Origin of the sequence: Nonomuraea sp. B12E4 (genome assembly GCF_039871825.1) — a bacterium.
Taxonomy (GTDB): domain Bacteria; phylum Actinomycetota; class Actinomycetes; order Streptosporangiales; family Streptosporangiaceae; genus Nonomuraea.
Map to the genome: position 1 here is coordinate 92,349 of NZ_JBDPME010000012.1, position 19,044 is coordinate 111,392.

Annotated in this window: 16 protein-coding genes; 7 read left to right on the plus strand and 9 right to left on the minus strand. The window is 69.5% G+C overall.

The window, feature by feature from the left end; all coding sequences use genetic code 11:
• The 4 genes from pgsA to ABGB18_RS26265 form a co-directional block, all read right to left on the minus strand.
• Positions 1–573 carry a CDP-diacylglycerol--glycerol-3-phosphate 3-phosphatidyltransferase gene (gene pgsA / locus ABGB18_RS26250; RefSeq protein ID WP_347698250.1) on the minus strand — a complete coding sequence of 191 codons (573 nt, stop codon included), beginning with the start codon at positions 571–573 and terminating at the stop codon, positions 1–3.
• Complete coding sequence (rimO, locus tag ABGB18_RS26255) at positions 570–1,979, minus strand: 30S ribosomal protein S12 methylthiotransferase RimO (protein WP_347698251.1); 1,410 nt, start codon at positions 1,977–1,979, stop codon at positions 570–572. Before rimO ends, pgsA begins: the two co-directional genes overlap by 4 nt.
• Before the next feature lie 58 nt (positions 1,980–2,037).
• Positions 2,038–2,769, minus strand: a complete 732-nt coding sequence (locus ABGB18_RS26260) for a RodZ domain-containing protein (protein ID WP_347698392.1) — start codon at positions 2,767–2,769, stop codon at positions 2,038–2,040.
• Positions 2,770–2,870: 101 nt separating this feature from the next.
• Positions 2,871–5,378: a DNA translocase FtsK 4TM domain-containing protein gene (locus tag ABGB18_RS26265; RefSeq protein ID WP_347698252.1), complete on the minus strand. Its 2,508-nt coding sequence runs from the start codon at positions 5,376–5,378 to the stop codon at positions 2,871–2,873.
• A 148-nt stretch (positions 5,379–5,526) separates the two neighbouring features.
• On the opposite strand from ABGB18_RS26265, the gene ABGB18_RS26270 reads away from it, so the two are divergent.
• Entirely contained in the window at positions 5,527–5,826 is a 300-nt protein-coding gene (locus ABGB18_RS26270; protein WP_347698253.1) for a tyrosine-protein phosphatase, read from the plus strand.
• A 192-nt stretch (positions 5,827–6,018) separates the two neighbouring features.
• A complete protein-coding gene (locus ABGB18_RS26275; RefSeq protein WP_347698254.1) occupies positions 6,019–8,460 on the plus strand; it encodes a SpoIIE family protein phosphatase in 2,442 nt (813 codons plus the stop codon).
• Here ABGB18_RS26275 and ABGB18_RS26280 read toward each other — a convergent pair.
• The 3 genes from ABGB18_RS26280 to ABGB18_RS26290 all read right to left on the minus strand — a co-directional run bounded on the left by ABGB18_RS26280 (position 8,453) and on the right by ABGB18_RS26290 (position 11,349).
• The gene (locus ABGB18_RS26280; protein WP_347698255.1) at positions 8,453–9,385 is read right to left on the minus strand and encodes an aldose epimerase family protein; all 933 of its coding nucleotides are present in this window, start codon (positions 9,383–9,385) and stop codon (positions 8,453–8,455) included. The two genes, ABGB18_RS26275 and ABGB18_RS26280, sit on opposite strands and share 8 nt — an antisense overlap.
• A 12-nt stretch (positions 9,386–9,397) precedes the next feature.
• Positions 9,398–10,357 (minus strand): LacI family DNA-binding transcriptional regulator, encoded by a 960-nt coding sequence (locus ABGB18_RS26285; RefSeq protein ID WP_347698256.1) that lies wholly within the window; start codon positions 10,355–10,357, stop codon positions 9,398–9,400.
• Between the two features lie 197 nt (positions 10,358–10,554).
• Positions 10,555–11,349, minus strand: coding sequence for an NAD(P)-dependent oxidoreductase (locus tag ABGB18_RS26290; RefSeq protein ID WP_347698257.1), 795 nt, complete (start codon positions 11,347–11,349; stop codon positions 10,555–10,557).
• Between the two features lie 319 nt (positions 11,350–11,668).
• Between ABGB18_RS26290 and ABGB18_RS26295 the strand changes: the two genes are divergently transcribed.
• The 5 genes from ABGB18_RS26295 to ABGB18_RS26315 all read left to right on the plus strand — a co-directional run bounded on the left by ABGB18_RS26295 (position 11,669) and on the right by ABGB18_RS26315 (position 16,332).
• The gene (locus tag ABGB18_RS26295; RefSeq protein ID WP_347698258.1) at positions 11,669–12,796 is read left to right on the plus strand and encodes a sugar ABC transporter substrate-binding protein; all 1,128 of its coding nucleotides are present in this window, start codon (positions 11,669–11,671) and stop codon (positions 12,794–12,796) included.
• Positions 12,793–13,725 (plus strand): sugar ABC transporter permease, encoded by a 933-nt coding sequence (locus ABGB18_RS26300; protein WP_347698259.1) that lies wholly within the window; start codon positions 12,793–12,795, stop codon positions 13,723–13,725. Before ABGB18_RS26295 ends, ABGB18_RS26300 begins: the two co-directional genes overlap by 4 nt.
• A 77-nt stretch (positions 13,726–13,802) precedes the next feature.
• Positions 13,803–14,582 carry a carbohydrate ABC transporter permease gene (locus tag ABGB18_RS26305; RefSeq protein WP_347698260.1) on the plus strand — a complete coding sequence of 260 codons (780 nt, stop codon included), beginning with the start codon at positions 13,803–13,805 and terminating at the stop codon, positions 14,580–14,582.
• A gap of 82 nt (positions 14,583–14,664) precedes the next feature.
• On the plus strand, positions 14,665–15,414 hold the full coding sequence (locus ABGB18_RS26310; protein ID WP_347698261.1) for an IclR family transcriptional regulator: 750 nt from the start codon (positions 14,665–14,667) through the stop codon (positions 15,412–15,414).
• 12 nt (positions 15,415–15,426) lie between these two features.
• Entirely contained in the window at positions 15,427–16,332 is a 906-nt protein-coding gene (locus ABGB18_RS26315; protein WP_347698262.1) for a 5-dehydro-4-deoxyglucarate dehydratase, read from the plus strand.
• Between the two features lie 149 nt (positions 16,333–16,481).
• Here ABGB18_RS26315 and ABGB18_RS26320 read toward each other — a convergent pair whose 3' ends face one another.
• Both ABGB18_RS26320 and ABGB18_RS26325 read right to left on the minus strand, forming a co-directional pair.
• On the minus strand, positions 16,482–17,090 hold the full coding sequence (locus ABGB18_RS26320; protein ID WP_347698263.1) for a YHS domain protein: 609 nt from the start codon (positions 17,088–17,090) through the stop codon (positions 16,482–16,484).
• 435 nt (positions 17,091–17,525) lie between these two features.
• On the minus strand, positions 17,526–18,995 hold the full coding sequence (locus tag ABGB18_RS26325; RefSeq protein WP_347698264.1) for an aldehyde dehydrogenase (NADP(+)): 1,470 nt from the start codon (positions 18,993–18,995) through the stop codon (positions 17,526–17,528).
• Between the last annotated feature and the right edge of the window lie 49 nt (positions 18,996–19,044).

Genomic DNA, 19,044 nt, shown 5'->3' on the forward strand with positions numbered 1-19,044 from the left:
TCACTCCCCGCGTGCCTGCCTGGCCACCTTGCGTAGCTTCACCGCCCGGATGACGTAGTCGAAGCCGGTGCCCACGGTGATCAGCACCGCCGCCCCCATCACCACCCACCGGACGGGATCGGGCACCCAGGGCAGCAGGTAGAGCACGATCGCGGCGATCTGCAGCACGGTCTTGACCTTGCCGCCGTAGCTGGCCGGAATGACCGCGTGCCGCAGCAGCACGAACCTGAGGGCCGTGATGCCCAGCTCCCTGCCGAGGATCACGATCGTGACCCACCACGGCAGCTCGTCCAGGATCGACAGGCACACCAGGGCCGCTCCGGTGAGCGCCTTGTCCGCGATCGGGTCGGCGATCTTGCCGAAGTCGGTGATGAGGCCGTAGCGCCTGGCCAGCTCGCCGTCGAGGTGATCGGTGATCGAGGCCACCGCGAACACCGCCAGCGCGGCCACCCGCCATCCCATGCCCGGCAGGAAGAGGCAGACCACGAAGAAGGGGACGAGCGCCAACCGCAGGACCGTGAGGACGTTGGCGATGTTCCACGGGCTCACCACCCGGCGCTCGTCCCGCTTCATGGACCGGCCTTGATGCGCGCGATCAGGTCGACCCCTTCGGAGTCGACCACCAGCGCGCGCACGACCTGCCCCCTGACCAGGCCGATGCCCTGCACCGTGACGGAGCCGTCGACCTCGGGACCCTGGTGGGCGGCCCTGCCCTCATAGCCGCCGTCGCCCAGGTCATCGTCGATCAGCACGTCCACCTCGGTGCCTATCCGCTCCTCCGCGCGCTGCGCCGTCAGCTCCTCCGCCAACTCGGTGAGCACGCGCACACGCTCGTCCACGATCTCCTGGTCCAGCTTGCCCGGCAACTCGGCGGCCTCGGTGCCGTCCTCGTCGGAGTAGCCGAACACGCCGACCACGTCGAGCCTGGCCTGCTCCAGGAACCCGACCAGCTCACCGAACTCCTCCTCGGTCTCGCCGGGGAAGCCCACGATGAAGTTGGAGCGCACGCCCGCCTCCGGCGCCCGCTCGCGCACGCTCTCGAGCAGCCCCAGGAACCGCTCAGGATCGCCGAAGCGGCGCATCCTGCGCAGCACCGTGCCGCTCGCGTGCTGGAACGACAGGTCGAAGTAGGGAGCCACGCCCTCGGTGTCGGTGATCGCCTCGATCAGCCCGGGACGCAGCTCGGCCGGCTGCAGATAGCTGACCCGCACCCTGGAGACGCCCTCGACGGCCGCCAGCCGCGGCAGCAGCTTCTCCAGCGCCCGCAGGTCGCCCAGATCCTTGCCGTAGGAGGTGGAGTTTTCACTGACCAGGACGAGCTCGCGGACGCCCCGGTGGGCCAGCCAGTCCGCCTCGGCCAGCAGCTCCCCGGGGTCGCGCGAGACGTAGGCGCCACGGAAGGCCGGGATGGCGCAGAAGGTGCAGCGCCGGTCACAGCCGGAGGCCAGCTTGAGCGAGGCCACGGGGCTCTCGTCGAGCCGTTTGCGCAGCACCCGCGGCCCGCTGGCGGGCGCCACGCCCGCCGGCAGGTCTCCGTGGCCGGGGATGCTCGCCTTGGGCGCGCTGGCACGATCCACCGGCGTGATGGGCAGCAGCTTGCGGCGGTCGCGTGGCGTGTGCGGCTTGAGCGGCCGGCCCTCGAGCACGTCGTCGAGGCGGCCGCCGATGTCGGTGTAGTCGTCGAAGGAGATGACCGCGCTGGCCTCCGGCAGAGCCTCGGCCAGCTCGTTGCCGTAGCGCTCGGCCATGCAGCCCGCGGCCACCACCTTCGCACCGGAGTCGGCGGCTGCCAGAAGCGTGTCGATGGAGTCCTTCTTGGCGGACTCGATGAAGCCACACGTGTTGACGACGACGACATCGGGGTCGTCGTCGCCCAGCTGCCAGCCGGCAGCCTCGAGTCGCGCGGCCAGCTCCTCGGAGTCGACCTCGTTGCGCGCGCAGCCCAAAGTGATCAGCGATGCGGTTCGGCGGGATGACATGGTGAACACTACGGTATCGGGAGTTGGCCACCACCCGATGCACGGGCTACCCCGGTGACTACCGTGACTTGGGTTTGGGCGGCCCGAACGAGCGCTGCACCATCTCCCCGCGACCGCCGAGAGACTTCACTCCCTTGCCGTTGACCTGCACCGATACGGCCGAGGCATCGGCCAGCAGCACGTGCACCTGCTCCGCGGCCTGCCACGTCGAGGTCTTGCCCGCCTTGAGCGTCCCGGCGAAGAGCTTGCGCCCCTCGGCGTCACGCACGTTGACGTACGACGTCCGCTTCGCCCTGATCCGGAGGGTCACCATGCCCTTGTCCGCGGTCACGGCCGGCCGTGGCGCCTCGGTGATCGGTGTGTTCGGCGGCACGACGGGCCGGGCGGAGGCCACTCGCCCGTCGCCGGTCCGCGCCTGATCCCCGGCGTCCCCCAGCACCCGCATCATGCCGAAGACCACCACGATCGCCAGCGCCACCCCCAGCGCCATCGTCCAGTTGGTCCCCCGTCTCTGCGGCAGGTTGATGGTCCGGTCGGCCTGGAACACGGCCGCGGCCCTGACCGGCACCGGCGCCCCGCCGTGCTGCTGGTCGAAAAGGTGGACCATGGCCTCGGGATCGAGGCCCACGGTCTTGGCCACGGCCCTGACATGGCCCCTGGCGTAGAAAAGGCCACCGCATTGACCGTAGTCATCCTGCTCCATGCGATGGATGATCGTTTCGCGGACCCTGGTGGCAGCACTGACCTGCGGGACCGACAGTCCGGCGGACTGCCTGGCCCCTGCCAGCATGGATCCGATGCTCTGCTCCTGCACAGCGAACGCCTCCCCAGCACGACGTTGCGTAGTGGTTCATATTCAACCAGTAACCGCCGTGCGATCACGCATTGGGGTCATTCGCCACGCAGATCGGCCAGCAATCCCGGCAGATCGTCCGGTTTCACCAGCACTTCGCGCGCCTTGGAACCTTCGCTGGGGCCGACGACATTGCGGCTTTCGAGCAGGTCCATGAGCCGCCCGGCCTTGGCGAACCCGACCCGCAACTTGCGCTGGAGCATCGAGGTCGAGCCGAACTGGGTGGTCACGATCAGCTCCGCGGCCTGGATCAGCAGGTCGAGGTCGTCGCCGATGTCCTCGTCGATCTCCTTCTTGACCGGCGCGGCCGCCACGTCCTCGCGGTATTCGACCTGCATCTGCGACTTGCAGTGCGTGACGACCTCGGCGATCTCCTTCTCCGAGACGAACGCATTCTGGATCCGGATGGGCTTGCTCGCGCCCATCGGCAGGAACAGCGCGTCACCCTGGCCGACCAGCTTGTCGGCGCCCGGCTGGTCGAGGATGACCCGCGAGTCGGTGAGGGACGAGACGGCGAACGCCAGCCTGGAGGGCACATTGGCCTTGATCAGGCCGGTGACCACGTCCACGCTGGGCCGCTGGGTGGCGATCACCAGGTGGATGCCGGCGGCGCGGGCGAGCTGCGTGATGCGGACGATCGAGTCCTCGACGTCGCGCGGGGCCACCATCATCAGGTCGGCCAGCTCGTCCACGATCACCAGCAGGTACGGGTAGGGCTGGTAGACTCGCTCGCTGCCGGGCGGCGGCTGCAGCTTGCCCGCCCGTACGGCCTTGTTGAACTCGTCCAGGTGCCGGAACCCCGACGCCGCCAGGTCGTCGTAGCGCCGGTCCATCTCCCCCACGACCCATTCCAGGGCCTCGGCGGCCTTTTTCGGGTTTGTGATGATCGGGGTGATCAGGTGGGGGATGCCCTCATAGACGCTCAGCTCGACCCGCTTGGGGTCCACCAGCACCATCCGCACCTCGTCCGGCGTGGCCCGCATCAGGATGCTGGTGATCAGCCCGTTGACGCAGACCGACTTACCGGCGCCGGTGGCACCCGCGATGAGCAGGTGGGGCATCTTGGCGAGGTTCGCGACGATGGTGCGGCCCTCGACATCCTTGCCCAGGCCCACGATCATCGGGTGGTGGTCGGCCTGCGCCACCTGGGCGCGCAGCACGTCACCGAGCGCCACGAGGTCCTTGTCCGCGTTCGGGATCTCCACCCCGATCGCCGACTTGCCGGGGATGGGGGACAAGATCCGGACATCTGCGGATTTGACGGCGTACGCGATGTTCTTCGTGAGCGCCGTGACCTTCTCCACCTTGACCGCGGGACCCAGCTCGATCTCGTAACGGGTGACCGTCGGCCCCCGGGTGAACCCGATCACCTGCGCGTCGATGCTGAACTGCTCCAGCACGCTGGTCAGCGCGTTGACCACGGTGGTGTTGGCCTTGGTCTGTGGCTTGGGCGCCGTGCCCTGCTTGAGGTGCTGCAGGTCGGGCAGGCTGTACGGCCCCGCCTGCGGCGACAGCACGAGCTGCTCCACCTTGCGCGGCGCGGGCGTCGGCTCCGGCGGCTCAGGCTTGCGCTCGGCCTCCGGAGCGGGCGCCTCCTCCTCGTCCGTCAGCCCGGGGACGATCTCCGGCGAGTGGTCAGGACGCTTCTCCTTGTCGGAGAGCACCGGCGTGTCGTAGGGCTTGACCGAGTCGCCGCCCTCCTCGGTGGGCTTCTTGGCGGACCTGACCCTCTTCTTGCCCGGCTCGCGCGGCTCCGGCTCGGCGTGCCGCTCGAACAGCAGGTGCTTGAGCTCGGCCAGCCGCTCGGGAATGCGGTGCACCGGGGTGGCGGTGATCACCAGCACCCCGAACCCGGACAGGATGAGCAGCAGCGGGATCGTGACCCAGGACGGCAGGATGCTCATCGGCGGCGCCGACACGAGGAAACCGACCATCCCCCCGGCCTGCGACACCTTGTCCATGCCCTGGCCCTCGCCGGCCGGGTAGGGGGTGCCGTTGGCCACGTGGATGACGCCGAGCACGCCCACCAGCAGCGCGGCCCAGCCGATCACCATGCGCCCGGTGTCGGCGTTCTGGTCGGGGTGGCGCAGGTAGCGCCAGGCCAGCAGGCCCATCAGTAGCGGCAGCGCCCAGGCCAGCGAGCCGAACACGCCGCGCACGGCCGCGTTGACCACGCCGGCCACCGCGCCGTCGGAGTTGCGCCAGGTCATGGCCGCGACCACGATCGCACCGGCCAGCACCGTCAGCCCCACCCCGTCACGCCGGTGCGCGGGATCGAGCTCCCGGGCGTTCTTGCCCAGCGCGCGGGCCGTGCTGCCGATGCCGTTGGCGAGCAGCATCCACAGACCGACGATCAGCTTGCCGATCATCGTGAACACCCAGGTGATGGGATCCTGGTGGGTCATCGAGGGTTTGCGGCTGGAAGCGGTCCCCTTGGCCCGGGTGCGCCCCGCCGACGCGGTCCCGCGCTTGGCGGGGGTCGAACGAGTCGAGGCCGACCGCTTCGCCGGCCCCTTCGATGCGCTTTTCGGCGTACGGGTGGCCATGATGCCAAAGGTACGTCGGAGACACCGCTGAACGCGCGCAGACTCGCCGTGGTCGGCGGACATGGCCCCCTCAAAGGTGACGAGAGGTTCACCCGGCGTCCAGCTAAAGACCCTTTTTCACCTCATTGGTCATTCGTATACATGACCTATGCCTCTCCTGAACCTCAGGGACGTCGCGGCGGAGACCGCGTTGCGCCCCCTGGGCGTGGAGCACGAGGCGATCGTGCGCGACTACGCGCTGACCGCCAAGGCGCTGCCCGACGTGCTGACCATGCTCGGCCTGACGGTGGTGCCCGGCATGCCGCCCATGCTGCTGGAGGCGCCGGAGAGCGCGATGCGCACCTTCCTGGCGGCGCTGGGCGAGCAGGGCGGCGCCGAGCGGCTCCTGCTGGCCAACGGCCTCACCCGGGCCCACGCCGACCGCCTCCGCACCGCCCTCATCCCCTGAGCCCGCTCCCCTGAGTCCCGCGACCGCCCGGCCCCTGAGCCCGCCGGTCGGCCGGCAGCGGTTTACCGGCATGGGGGCTTTCCAACCGCGCGACCATGGCGGCCTTCTTCACAACTGGAGGTATCGACGGCACCAGTCTGCCACCCTGAGAGTAATCGAACTGCCACATCGAGTGATGTTCTAGGACGCAGAGTGGACACGACCCGGGTGTCGAGCACGGCCTTCGACGGCACGCCCCACGCGCCGGCGCACGCGCGCAAGTTCGTCCGCCAGGTGCTGGGCGAATGGCGCCTGAACCATCTGGCGGAAGACGCCGTCCTGCTGGCCAGCGAGCTCGTGACCAACGCCGTCGTGCACGCGGGCACCGGCGTCGAGCTGACCTGCCGGCTGGACACGGACGCCGACCCGGCCAAACTGGAGATCGAGGTCGACGATCACTATCCCACCAAGGTGATCCTGGCCGAGGAAGGCATGCCGACGGAGTCGATGCGCACCTCGGGGCGCGGGCTCGCGCTGGCCGGCCTGCTGGCCGACGCCTGGGGCGTCACCTACACCAAGACGGCCAAGCGCGTGTGGGTGCGCATGGAGCTGGCGGACGGTTGCGAGCCCCCGGAGGCACCGCCCCCGCCGGTCCCGGCCCCGCTCGCCGACCCGCTGCACGTCGGCGTCGTGGTCTGCGACCGGGACGGGCTGGTGCAGTCATGGAACTCCGAGGCGGAGCACCTGCTCGGCTGGCGGCCCGAGCAGGTCGTCGGCACGATGCTGGAGCGCATGGTGGCCTGGCGCGGCCACGGCCCGTACGCGCTGTCGTTCGCCGACACGCTCGGCCTGGGCCGCTGGCGGGGCGAGGCGCGGATGCGGCACGCCGACGGCAGGCTGGTCCCCGTCTACGTCTCCCACCTGCGCGCCCGGGGGCGCCTCGACGAGCGCCGGGTGATCTGGATGGTGGTGGGCAACGAGCACCGCTACGTGCTGACGCCGCCGCCCACGCCGATGCGCAAGGAGGCGGGCGGGCGCATCAAGGACCTGCTCGGTCAGGACATGCCCTTCGCCGAGTTGCTCGGCACGATCGCCCAGATGGTGCAGGTGTCCAGCGGCGGCGACGCCGCCTACGTGCTGCTGGCCGCCGACGGGGGCAGCCGGTTCGGCGTGGCGGCGGGCGCGGGCGCGACGGCGGGGCTGGTGGGGGTGCTGGCGACGGGCGTGTTCGGCCCCGACCTCACCACGCCGACGATGGTCGAGGACCTGCTCGCCCGGGACGTCGAGCTGGCCCAGCAGTTGCGCGCCCGGTCGCTGGTGTGCGCGCCGCTGCTCGTCACCGGCGAGGTGACCGGCTACCTCGTGGTGACGGCCGCGCAGCCCGGCCGCTTCGACGAGGAGCTCACCGTCAGCCTGCAGCACGTCGCCGACCAGGTGGCCGTGCCCGTGCAGCGCGAGCGGCTGGCCGAGCAGGAGCGGGCGCACCGCGGCCGGCTGTCGTTCCTGGCCGAGGCGGGCGAGCTGCTGGCGGGCGTGCACGACGAGGAGCTGATCTCGGCGCTGACCGCGCAGCTCGTGGTGCCCAAGATCGCGACCTGGGCGGCCGTCTACCTGACCGACCTGGCCGGGATGACCCGGCTGGCCCACGTCTGGCACTCCGAGGAGCAGCACAACGCCGCCCTGCGCAAGTCGCTGCCCACCATCCCGCACACGACGCTCAACGAGGTGAGCTGGCCGGTCGGCTCGGAGACCGTGCTGTCGTTCCCACTGGTCACGCAGGGCAGGTCACACGGCGCGCTGGTGATCGGCCGGGCCGAGCCGACGCTGCCGCTGGAGCTGGCCGACCTGCTGTCAGACCTGTGCCGGCTGGTGGCTCTCAACCTGCACACGGCCATGATGTACACCCGGCAGGCGACCACGTCGCGGGTGCTGCAACGCAGCCTGCTGCCGATGCGAGTGGCGCCCATGCCCGGCCTGGAGTCCGCGGTCGTCTACGAGCCCGCCGAGGAGGGCGCACACGTCGGCGGCGACTTCTACGACCTGTTCACGGTCGCCGACCACTGGTGCTTCGCGCTCGGCGACGTGTGCGGCAGCGGGCCCGAGGCGGCCGCCGTCACCGGGCTGGCCCGGCACGCCGTACGCCTGCTGGCCAAGGAGCGCTACACGGTGGCCGACATCTTCGACCGGCTCAACCAGGCGCTGCTGGAGGAGGACGAGGAGGGCAGGTTCCTGAGCCTGCTGTGCGGCGAGCTGACCCCGCTGCCGCAGGGCGGGGCGCTGTGCACGATCGCCTCGGCCGGCCATCCCCCGCCGCTGCTGCTGCGGACGAGCGGCCTGGTCGAGCCGGTGGCCAGCCCACAGTTGCTGCTGGGCGTGGACTCCGGCGCCAGGTTCTACGTCGAGACGTTCGAGCTGGCGCCGGAGGAGGTGCTGCTGTGCGTCACCGACGGCGTGACCGAGCGGCGCAGCGGCGGCCGGCTGCTCGACGACGGCGACGGCCTCTCGGCGCTGCTGTCCGCCTGCGTGGGGCTGAGCGCCCACGCGGTGGCCGAACGGGTGCGCCAGGCGGTCGAGTCGTTCGCCATCGAGCCGTCGCGGGACGACGTCGCCCTGCTGGTGATCAAGGCGTCGGCCGCCCTGCGCCCGGTCAGATGAAGCGGTAGCTCGTGGTCGAGGTGCGGTTCTCGCCCGGCCGGAGCACGGTGGTGGGGAACTGCGGCTGGTTGGGCGAGTCGGGGAAGTGCTGCGTCTCCAGGCACAACCCGGCGAACGGCCCGTACGGCGTGGCGGTCCCGTCCAGCATGCCGCCGGCGTAGAACTGCACGCCGGGCTCGGTGGTGGTGACCTCCATGGTGAGGTCGCCGGCCGTCACCCGGGCGGGCCCGTCGAGCACGAAGCAGTGGTCGTAGGCGCCGTCGTAGCGCTCCCCCACGGCGTGCGGCTCGGTGAAGTCGAACGGCGTGCCCTTGACCGGCGCGAGCTCCCCCGTGGGGATCTTCCCGGCGTCCACCGGCAGGTAGTGCGCGGCGTCCATCTGGACGACGTGCTCCAGCACGTCACCGCCGCCGGCGAGGTTGAAGTAGGAGTGGTTGGTCAGGTTGACCACGGTGGGCGCGTCGGTCTCGGCCGCGTAGTCGATGCGGAGAGCGTCCTCCACCAGCGTGTACGTGACCGAGACGGTCAGCTTGCCCGGGTAGCCCTGGTCGCCGTCGGGGCTGATCAGCGTGAGCGTCACCGACGAGCCCGAGCGCTCGGAGATCGACCACACCTTGCCGTCGAAGCCCTCGGTGCCGCCGTGCAGGCTGTTGGCGCCGTTGTTGACGGGCAGCCGGAACTCGACGCCGTCGAGGACGAAGCGGCCGCCGGCGATGCGGTTGCCGTACCTGCCGACCACGGCGCCGAAGTAGCGGCTGCGGGTCAGGTAGTCCTCCAGCGTGTCCAGCCCCAGCACGACGTTGACGCCCGACACCTCCAGCGAGCGCACGACGGCGCCGTACGTGAGGACCTCGGCGCGCAACCGCCCCGACGCCAACTCGACGCACTCGACCTGCTCCCCTGACGGCAGCGTTCCGAAGATCATTGCAGCGCTCATTTACCGGGCCCTTCCCGTGGATTCGCGGACGATGAGGGCGGTGTCGAGGGTCACTGTCGCGCCCTCGCCCCCCGACTGCAGCAGCAGGTCGACGGCCATCCTCCCGGCCGCCACGGCCGGCATGGCGACCGTCGTCAGCTTGGGCCGGTTGAGCCGTCCCGGCAGGATGTCGTCGAACCCGACCACACTTATCTGGTCTGGTACCCCTATCTCCATCGCCGACAGCCCTTCGATGAGGCCAAGGGCGACGAGATCGTTGTAGGCGAGCACAGCCGTGGCCCCGCAGGCCGCCACGTCGGCGGCCACGGCCAGGCCGCCTGCCTCCGTCGGCTGGTTGGGGCCGAAGAAGATCAGGTCGAGGCCGGGCGTCTCGGCGGCCACGCCCTGCATCTCGTTGCTGGTCCACGAGCCGATCGGCCCGGACACGAGCGCGATCCTGCGGTGGCCGAGCCCGGCCAGGTGGTCCAGCGCGAGCTTGGCGCCCTGGGCGACGTTCATGAGCACCGCGGGCATGCCCTTGATCCGCCGGTTGACCACGACGAACGGCACGTCCTCCGCCAGCCGCTCGATCATCCGGTTGGACAGCCGGGGGCTGCACAGCAGGACGCCGTCCACCTGCTTGGTGAGCGTCCTGATCAGCTCCTCCTCGACCCGCGGGTCCTCGTCGGTGTCGGCCACGAACACGTGGTAGTCGCGCCCCCTGGCCTGCGCCTGCGCGGCCTTGATGAGCGGCGGGAAGAACGGGTTGGCGATGTCCGCGACGATCAGGCCCATGTTGTACGTGCGTCCCGTCGTGAGCGCCCTGGCCGCCCGGTTCGGCCGGTAGCCGAGGTCGTCGGCCGCCGCCAGCACGCGGCTCCTGGTGGCCGGATTGACCAGGTGCGGTGCGGAGAAGCTACGGGACACCGTGGACACGTGCACGCCGCAGGCGCGCGCCACATCCTTGATCGTCGCCGCCATCGCCGTCCTCCCTTGCAAACGGTTGCCAGATCAAACCTTGACCTTCATGCCTTGAGCCGTCAAGGTTCTTGCAACCGGTTGCTATCGAGCTCCCCGCGCCGGCCCGCAACGAAACGCTGCCGCGGGCCGCAGCGCCCCTATCCACGTGAGTCTGGCACGCGGGCACGGGCCGGGGTGGGGTGTTACCAGTTCGCTGGTTACCAGGAGCCGCCCAGTTCCCTGAGGGTGAAGACGCCGCCCGCCCGGTGGTGCAGGGGCTCGGTCAGGTCGGGCTCGCCCTGCTCGGCGATGAGCGCGGCGGCCTGGGCCTCGGAGTCGTCCTGGGAGACGTACCCGATCGCGCGGGCCTCCTCCAGGGACCACCAGCGGCGGGCGTTGTCGGAGACGCCCCAGACCACGTGGTAGCCGGGCGCGACGAACGCGGCCTCGACCAGGCGGGTCAGGTCGTCCGGGGAGATCCAGGTGGCCAGCCCGCGCGTGTCCGCCGAGCCCTCGTTGCAGGTGCCGAGCCTGACCACGGTGACGTTCATGCCGAAACGGTCGTGGTAGAGACTGCCGAGCGCCTCCATGACGACCTTGCTCACGCCGTAATAGGTGTCGGGCCGCGGAAAGGCGTAGTCGGGCAGGTCGGAGCCCTCCTCGGGCCGGGTGTGGAAGCCGGCCGCGTGGTGGCTGCCCATGAGGACGACGTGCCCGACCCCGGCCTCGCGGGCCGCCTCCAGCAGCACCTGCGTACCGTTGATGTTGGCCTGCACGATGTCGGCCCAGGGGTGTTCTCTGCTCTGGCCGCCAAGGTGGAGGATCGCGTCCACGCCCTTCATCGCCTCGGCCATGGCGGCCGGGTCGGCCAGGTCGGCCGCCGCCCACTCCTCGCCCGGCCCCGGCTCGACCGGCTCAATGTCGGAAAGCCGCAGCGTACGACCCTCGCGGGCGAGCCGCGGGCGAAGCAGCCTGGCAACTTTTCCGGCGGCTCCTGTCATGAGAATGCGCATGCATCAACCTTGTACACGATTCTGACGGAAATTCACATACTTGAATATTGACCGCGCCGCTTGCGAGTAGTTACGTTCACAGGCACGTATTCAAGTGCACGACTCATGTCCACGTATGTGAACGGGAGGCGGTCTGATGTCACGTCGTATGCTGGGGGTCGCATTAACAGCGGCTCTGGCCGCAACGCTGACCGGCTGTGGCTCCGGAGGATCGGGCTCGTCAGACGACACCCTGGAGATCTGGATCCGGCAGCCGCCCGAATCGGCTTCCGCCAAGACGGCCAAGAAACTCGCTGACGCATTTACCAAGGCCGGCGGGGTGAAGACCAAAGTCGTCGCGCTGTTCGACGACTTCGAGACCAAGCTGAACCAGCAGGCTGCCCAGAAACAGCTTCCCGACATCGTCATCAATGACACCGCCCAGCTCGGCACCATGCAGACCCAGGGCTGGCTGCGCGAGGTGGACAAGGCGACCCTGGCCGGCGGTGACAAACTCGAGGAGCGGGCCTGGACGGCCGCCCAGGGCAGTGACGGCAAATACTACGGCGCCCCGTTCTCCGGCCAGGCGTTCGCGATGATCGTCCGCAAGGACTGGCGCGAGAAGCTCGGCATGGAGCCGCCCCAGACCTGGGAGGACCTGGCCAAGCTGGCCACCGCGTTCACCGAGCAGGACCCCGACGGGAACGGCGAGAAGGACACCAGCGGCTTCGTCGCCCCGGCCGGCACCAAGCGCGGCTACGCCTCCTGGTACGCCTCCTCGTTCATCTACGCCAACGGCTCCGACTTCCTCAAGGCCAACGGCCCCGGCAAGTACGTGCCCACCGCCAACGACCCCAAGTTCGTCGAGGCCGTGCGGTACCTGCAGGACCAGTTCTGCAAGACCAAGACCGTCAATCCGGGCGCGGTCAGCAACGACACCACGATCACGCACGAGGTGTTCGAGAAGGGCCAGGGCGGCATCTACGTCGTCGGCCCGTACGTGCTGGCCAGGTTCGTCAAGAGCATCGGCACCGACAAGATCGAGGTCCTGCCCGTGCCCAAGGGCCCGGCCGGCGGTCCCGGCACCCTCGGCGAGGGCGAGAACGTCTACATGATGGCCGGGTCCACGATGGAGGACGCGCAGAAGAAGTTCGCCGAGTTCGCCATCTCCCCCGACGGCCAGAAGATCGGCATGAACAAGGACGCCGACGGCGCCATCGTCCGCCTGCCGGTCAACACCACGGTCGACATGGCCGCCGAGCGGCAGGACCCACGCTGGAAGGTGTTCCAGGAGTCCTACGCGAACGCCGTCTACGCCCCGCCGGTGCCGAGCTGGACGCCGATCCGCCAGGACTCCGCCGACGCCATCAACGCCGTCTGGGCCGACTGCTCGGCGGACGTCAAGACGAAGATGGATGAGCTGCAGACCAAGCTCACCCAGGAACTGCAGAGCCAGAAAGCGTCATGACCTCCACCCTGACGCCGGCCCGCAGCCGACCGGCGTCCCCCGGCCACCGCCCCAGGTCGGCGCGGTGGCGGGGGGCGCTGATCGCCTGGCTGTTCCTGGCGCCGGCGCTGATCCTGTTCCTGTACTTCAAGTTCATCCCGATGTTCGTGGGCCTGTGGAAGAGCCTCTTCAAGGTCCAGACGTTCCTCGGCGACGAATGGGTCGGGCTGCAGAACTACCAGACCATCATCACGGACGACGAGTTCGCCGCCGCCATCACGCACAGCGCGGTGCTGGCGCTGGGCACCACGGTCGGCTCGCTGCTGCTGGGGCTGGGGTTCGCGCTGCTCATCGAGGGTCCCGCCCGATACCTGTGGTTCGTCAGGACCGCGGCCTTCCTGCCGGTCGTCACCACGATGGCCGCCGTGGCCGAGGTGTGGCGCATCATGTTCCACCCGGCGGACAGCGGGATGCTCAACGTCATCATCGGCTGGGTGGGCATCGACCCGCAGCCCTGGCTCGCCAGCGAGCACTCGTCGCTGTGGTCGATCATGCTGATGAGCATCTGGCGCGGGACGCCGTACGACATGATGATCTTCCTGGCCGGGCTGGTGGGTGTGGACCGCTCGCTCTACGAGGCGGCGGCGGTGGACGGCGCCTCCACCTGGCGCAGGCTGCGGCACATCACGCTGCCCGCCCTGCGGCCGGTGTTCTGGATCCTGTTCACGCTGGCCGCCATTCGCGGGCTGCGCGTGTTCGTCGAGGTCTACGTGCTGACGGACGGCGGGCCGAACGGCTCGTCCGAGGTGCTGATGACCTTGGTCTACAAGCTCGGGTTCCAGAAGAACGAGCTGGGGGTGGCCTCGGCGGGCGGGATCGTGCTGTTCCTGGCCACGCTGGCGCTCACGGTGATCGTGCAGACGTTGCGCAGGAGGCAGGCGGCATCATGAAGTTCGACAGCGCTCTGGGGCTGGAAGGGCATAGAGGGCCGCTGGCTGTCATCGGAAAAGTCCTGATTTATGGGCTTATGGTGGTTGTTTTCACTGGGCCACTGGTCGGGCTGCTGATCAGCGCGTTCAGCAAGACCCTCGACCCGACGTCCTTCTCCCTGTGGCCCGACGAGCTCACCCTGGAGAACTTCTTCCAGGCCAAGGACAAGAACGTCTACCTCTACCTGTTCAACTCGTTCGTGGTCGTGGGCTTCGGCCTGCTGCTGCAGATGCTGGTGAGCGTCTTCGCCGCCTACGCGCTGGCGCGCAAGAAGTTCCGTGGCATGGCGTTCGTGATGCTGATCATGCTCGCCACGATGATGCTGCCCGAGGAGATCATCGCGATCCCCCTCTCGCTCGTCCTGGCCGACATGCCGCTGCTGCACGTGAACCTCATCGGCACGTACGCGGGCATGATCCTGCCGGTCGGCGCCTGGGGCTTCTCCATCCTCGTCATGACCGAGTTCATGAAGGAGGTGCCGGTCGAGCTGGAGGAGGCCGCGCGCATCGACGGCGCGGGCGAGCTGCGCATCTTCGCCACGATCATCCTGCCCCTGTGCCGCCCGGCGCTCGGCGTGATCGGCGTGTTCGGCTTCACCATGATCTGGGACCAGTATCTGCTGCCCCTGATCGTGGCGCCGGAATCCGACATGTGGACGCTCCCTATCGCGCTGCGCTCGCTGCGGTCGGACGAGGAGGCCGGCATCGGCGTGCTGCTGGCGGCCTCGCTGCTGGCCCTGCTGCCGTCGATCATCGCCTTCCTGGCGTTCCAGCGGCAGTTCATGCGCGGTCTGACAAGCGGGGCGGTGAAGGGTTAAGTGTCCATGTATCTGGACGCTATCTCATATCCTGACACTTGGAAGCCGCCGCCGTCGAGATGGGATGAGTATGGAACCCCAGTTGGTCAAGTCCGCAGAGCGGACGGTACGCATCCTCGAAGCCCTCGCCCAATCCCACAACAGCCTGACCTTGTCGGAGCTGCAACAGCGCACCGGGTTCCCGCGCAGCAGCCTGCACGCTCTCATGCGGACATTGGTGGAGCTCAACTGGGTCGAGACCGACTCGGCCAGGTCGGCGTTCGGGATCGGGCCGCACGCGCTGCTGACCGGCACCGCTTACCTGGACAAGGATCCCGCGCTGCCGTTCGCCCAGGAGACGCTGGAGGACCTGCGGGCGGAGGTCGGGCAGACCGCGCACTTCGCCCGCAGGGACGGGGCGCACGTGCTCTACCTGGCGACCAGGGACTCGCGCGAGGTGGACCACGTGGTCCCCAGGGTGGGCCGACGGCTGCCCGCCCACGTCACGGCGCTCGGCCAGGTGCTGCTCGCCCAGCTCACGGACGACGAGGTCGTGGCGCTGCTGCCCGACCCGCTGACGGGGCTGACCGAGCACACCATCACCGACCTGACCAAGCTGACCGTGGAGCTCGACCAGGTCCGCACCAGAGGCTGGTCCTACGAGCGCGAGCAGGGCACACCAGGAGTGGCGTGCGTGGCCGTGGCGGTCGATTACCGCATCCCGGCCACGGACGCGATCAGCTGTTCGATGCCGGCGGCGCTCGCGCCCGCCGAGGTCGAGCGGATCACCGACGCGGTGATCAAACACACCCGCAAGCTGGCTGCCACTCTCCGCAGGGAGGGCATCCGCTAGAAAGGACTGTTGATGCGGCTAGATGGTGTTCTCTTCTTTCCGGTGACCCCCTTCGGGGCCGATGGCGCCCTCGCCGAACCCGTACTGGCCCGGCACGTCGCCCAGGGGGTCGCGGCCGGGGCGGGAGGAGTGTTCACCGCGTGTGGCACCGGTGAGTTCAGTGCCCTCGACCTGGAGGACTACACCAGGGTGGTCGCGACCTCGGTCGCCGCCACCGCGGGGCGCGTGCCCGTCTTCAGCGGCGCCGGGGGCCCGCTGCCCACCGCCAGGACCATCGCCCGCGCGGCGGCCGAGCAGGGCGCCGACGGGCTACTGCTGATGCCTCCCTACCTGGTCAGCGGCCCACCCACCGGCCTGGTCCGGTACGTACGCGAAGTCGCCGAGGCGGCCGGCCTGCCGGTCGTCATCTACCAGCGCGGCACCGCCCGCTTCACACCCGCGGCGGTCGCCGAGCTGGCCCAGGTGCCCAACGTGATCGGGTTCAAGGACGGGCTCGGGGACTTCGACCTGCTGCAGCGGATCATCCTGACCGTACGGCGGGCGACGGACAAGGAGTTCACCTTCTTCAACGGCCTGCCCACCGCCGAGCTGACCGTGCCCGCCTATCGGGGGCTCGGGGTGAGTCTGTACTCCAGCGCGGTGTTCGCGTTCGCGCCCGAGATCGCACTGGCCTTCTACAAGGCCGTGACGGGCGGGGACGAGGTTCTGGTGCGGCGGCTGCTGACCGATTTCTACCTGCCGCTGGTGGACCTGCGGGACCTCGTACCCGGGTACGCGGTGTCGCTGGTGAAGGCGGGGGTGCGGTTGAGAGGGCTGGATGTGGGAGGCGTACGGGCGCCGCTGGTGGACCCGACGCCCGAGCATGAGGCCCGGTTGAAGCAGATCATCGCCACCGGCCTGGAGATCACCGGCACCTAACCTCCCCACCCGAACCCGACCACCCCAGGACCACACCCCCACCTCAGACCCGACCCCAGGACCGCACCCCCCACCTCCCGGACCTGGGCCACCCCCTTGCCGACTCAGCCGCTGAGCACACCGGTCGGGACGCGGAGGCCGGCGTGGTCCTATGCGTGGAGACGCTGCCGCTTGGCGAAATGTCCCCGGCAATGCGAACAGCAGAACGCGAACGTCTCACCATCGCGTTCCAGCGTGACGGCGTCTTCGAGGGGCAGGACCGCACCGCAGACCGGGTCCAGAACCATACCCGGCGGCACCTCCGCCGGCGCGGGCTCCTTGGCCTTCTCGATCATCGCCAGAGCGTCCGTGGACCGCTGTACCCGCCCAAAGAGCCCGTAACTTCCCTCCGCGATCCCGATGACGTTGACAAGGGCATGAGGCTCGCGGAACAGCCGTTGCGGATCATCCTCCCCCGCCGCCAGTTCCTGGGTGATCCGCGAGATCAGGTGCTCGCTCATCTCCTTGCCCCAGGCACCGACATAGACGTTCACCAGGTAACGCGGCCCGGTCGCGGGCACCCCATCCGCGATCCAAACGTCCGGCTCACGAACCACCACGTGGGTCAGCGACTCGTACCAATCGAGAACCCCCGCGTCGACGCCCGCCTCCGTCCCGGCCCCGGACAGCAGTCGTCGGGCCGTCAGCCGCGTCGCCATTTCTCGGCGCTGCTCCTCGCTGAACACATCCTTGGGCACCAGAAGCTCGATGATCAGCATGTGCTTCGCCCTTTCCTCCCGCGGCGACGTACACGTCACCTGGCATCGGCGGAACCGCCTTGATGTTGAGGATCGTGGCTCACGGCGCAGGGCCACGTCGTCGGGCCGGAGGAGGACATTTCCCCTGCAACGTTGGGAGTAGAGGCACCCGACATAAGCTCCCAGGAGTAGAAGCATCCCGCCGAACAGCACAACGCCCGCCCAACCACGGGCCCACCCCTGTCACAGTGGGCAAGCCCGCCAAGAACACGACCGCTCCACACGGGGAGCACGAAAACACCGGCCGCAGAACAAGGCACACCGGACACCGCCTGCCCCGGGTCAAAGGACAAAGCCACCGAACACCCGCGTATCAACCCTCAGCGGGGCACGCCGGACCGAACGCCGACCTGCCCCGCCGACACCCACGAGGGCGCTACCGAGGAGAGCCGCCGCTCAGGCCTGCAAACGACCATCCACCCGCCGCGGAATCGACAGCGGGTTGGCGTCCTTCAGCTCCTCCGGCAGCAGCTCCTCCGGCCAGTCCTGGTACGCCGTCGGCGCCAGCCACCGACCGATGGCCGTGGCCCCGACCGACGTGGTGGTCGTGGTGGCAGCAGGCCACGGGCCCCCGTGCTGCATCGCCCAGCACACCGCGACCCCGGTGGGCCAGCCGTTCCAGATCAGCCGCCCGGCCTTCCTGCCCAGCACCTCGGCGACCTCTCCGGCCTCCCCCGGCTCGGTGCCGTGTACGGTGGCGGTCAGCGACCCCTCCAACCGCTCAAGCACGGGCCGCAGGTCAGAAACCTCCCGATAGGTCACCACGATCGACGCCGGACCGAAGCACTCCTCGGCGATACGCGGCAGCTTCTCCTCGAACGAGCCCAGATCCGTGGTGAACACCTTCGGCGTGACCGCCCAAGCACCCTGTCCGGGCTTGCCCTCGGCCAGCAGCCGCAGTTGCCCCAGCCGCTCGACGCCCCCGACATACCCATCCCGGATCCGCTCGGCCAGCATGGGCCCCCCGGTGGTCCCCTCGATGGCCTCCGCCAGTGCCTTCTCCAACTCCTCGCCCTCGGGCACGAACATGAGCCCAGGGTTCGTACAGAACTGCCCGACCCCGAGCGTCAGCGACCCGGCGAACCCCGCCGCCACCTCCTTGACCGGCGCCGAGGGCAGCACGACCACGGGATTGACGCTGCCGAGCTCGCCGAAGAACGGGATCGGCACCTCGCGCTCGTCGATCAGCTTCTGGATCGCCTTGCCCCCGGCCACGGACCCGGTGAACCCTGCCGCGACCACCCCGGGGTGCTGCACCAGGTCGATCCCGGCCTGCATACCCTGTACCAGCCCCAGCAGATCGGGGTACGGCAGCGCGTCGCGTACGATCTTCGCCACCCGCGCGGAGGTGTTCGGGTGCCCGGGGTGCGCCTTGACGACCACGGGGCACCCGGCGGCCAGCGCCGAAGCGGTGTCGCCACCGGCCACGGAGAAGGCGAACGGGAAGTTGCTGGCCGCGAACACGGCCACGACTCCCGGCAGCGCGTGCATCATCCGCCGTACGTCCGGCCGGGGCGGTGCGAGCGAGGCGTCGGCGTGATCGATGATGGCCTCCAGGTAACCGCCGTCCCTGATCACCTCGGCGAAGAGCCTGAACTGCCCGGCCGTGCGCCCCACCTCGCCGCGCAGCCGCACCTCGCCGAGTGCGGTCTCCTGGTCGGCGAGCCGCCACAGCTCGTCGACGTGGGCGGCGAGCGCGTCGGCGACGGCTTCGAGCGCGACCGCCCGCTCGGCCGCCGGGGTCGCCCGCCAGGCGGCACCGGCGGCCGCCGCGGCAGAAACGATCATGTCGACCCCGGCACTGTCAGTCTCGGGCAGGGCGTCACCCACGGTGGCGCCGGTCCTGGGGTCGTATCCGTAGATCATCGAATGGCCCTTCGGAGTCTTGACACTGCTTCGGCTTAATTCTTACAGT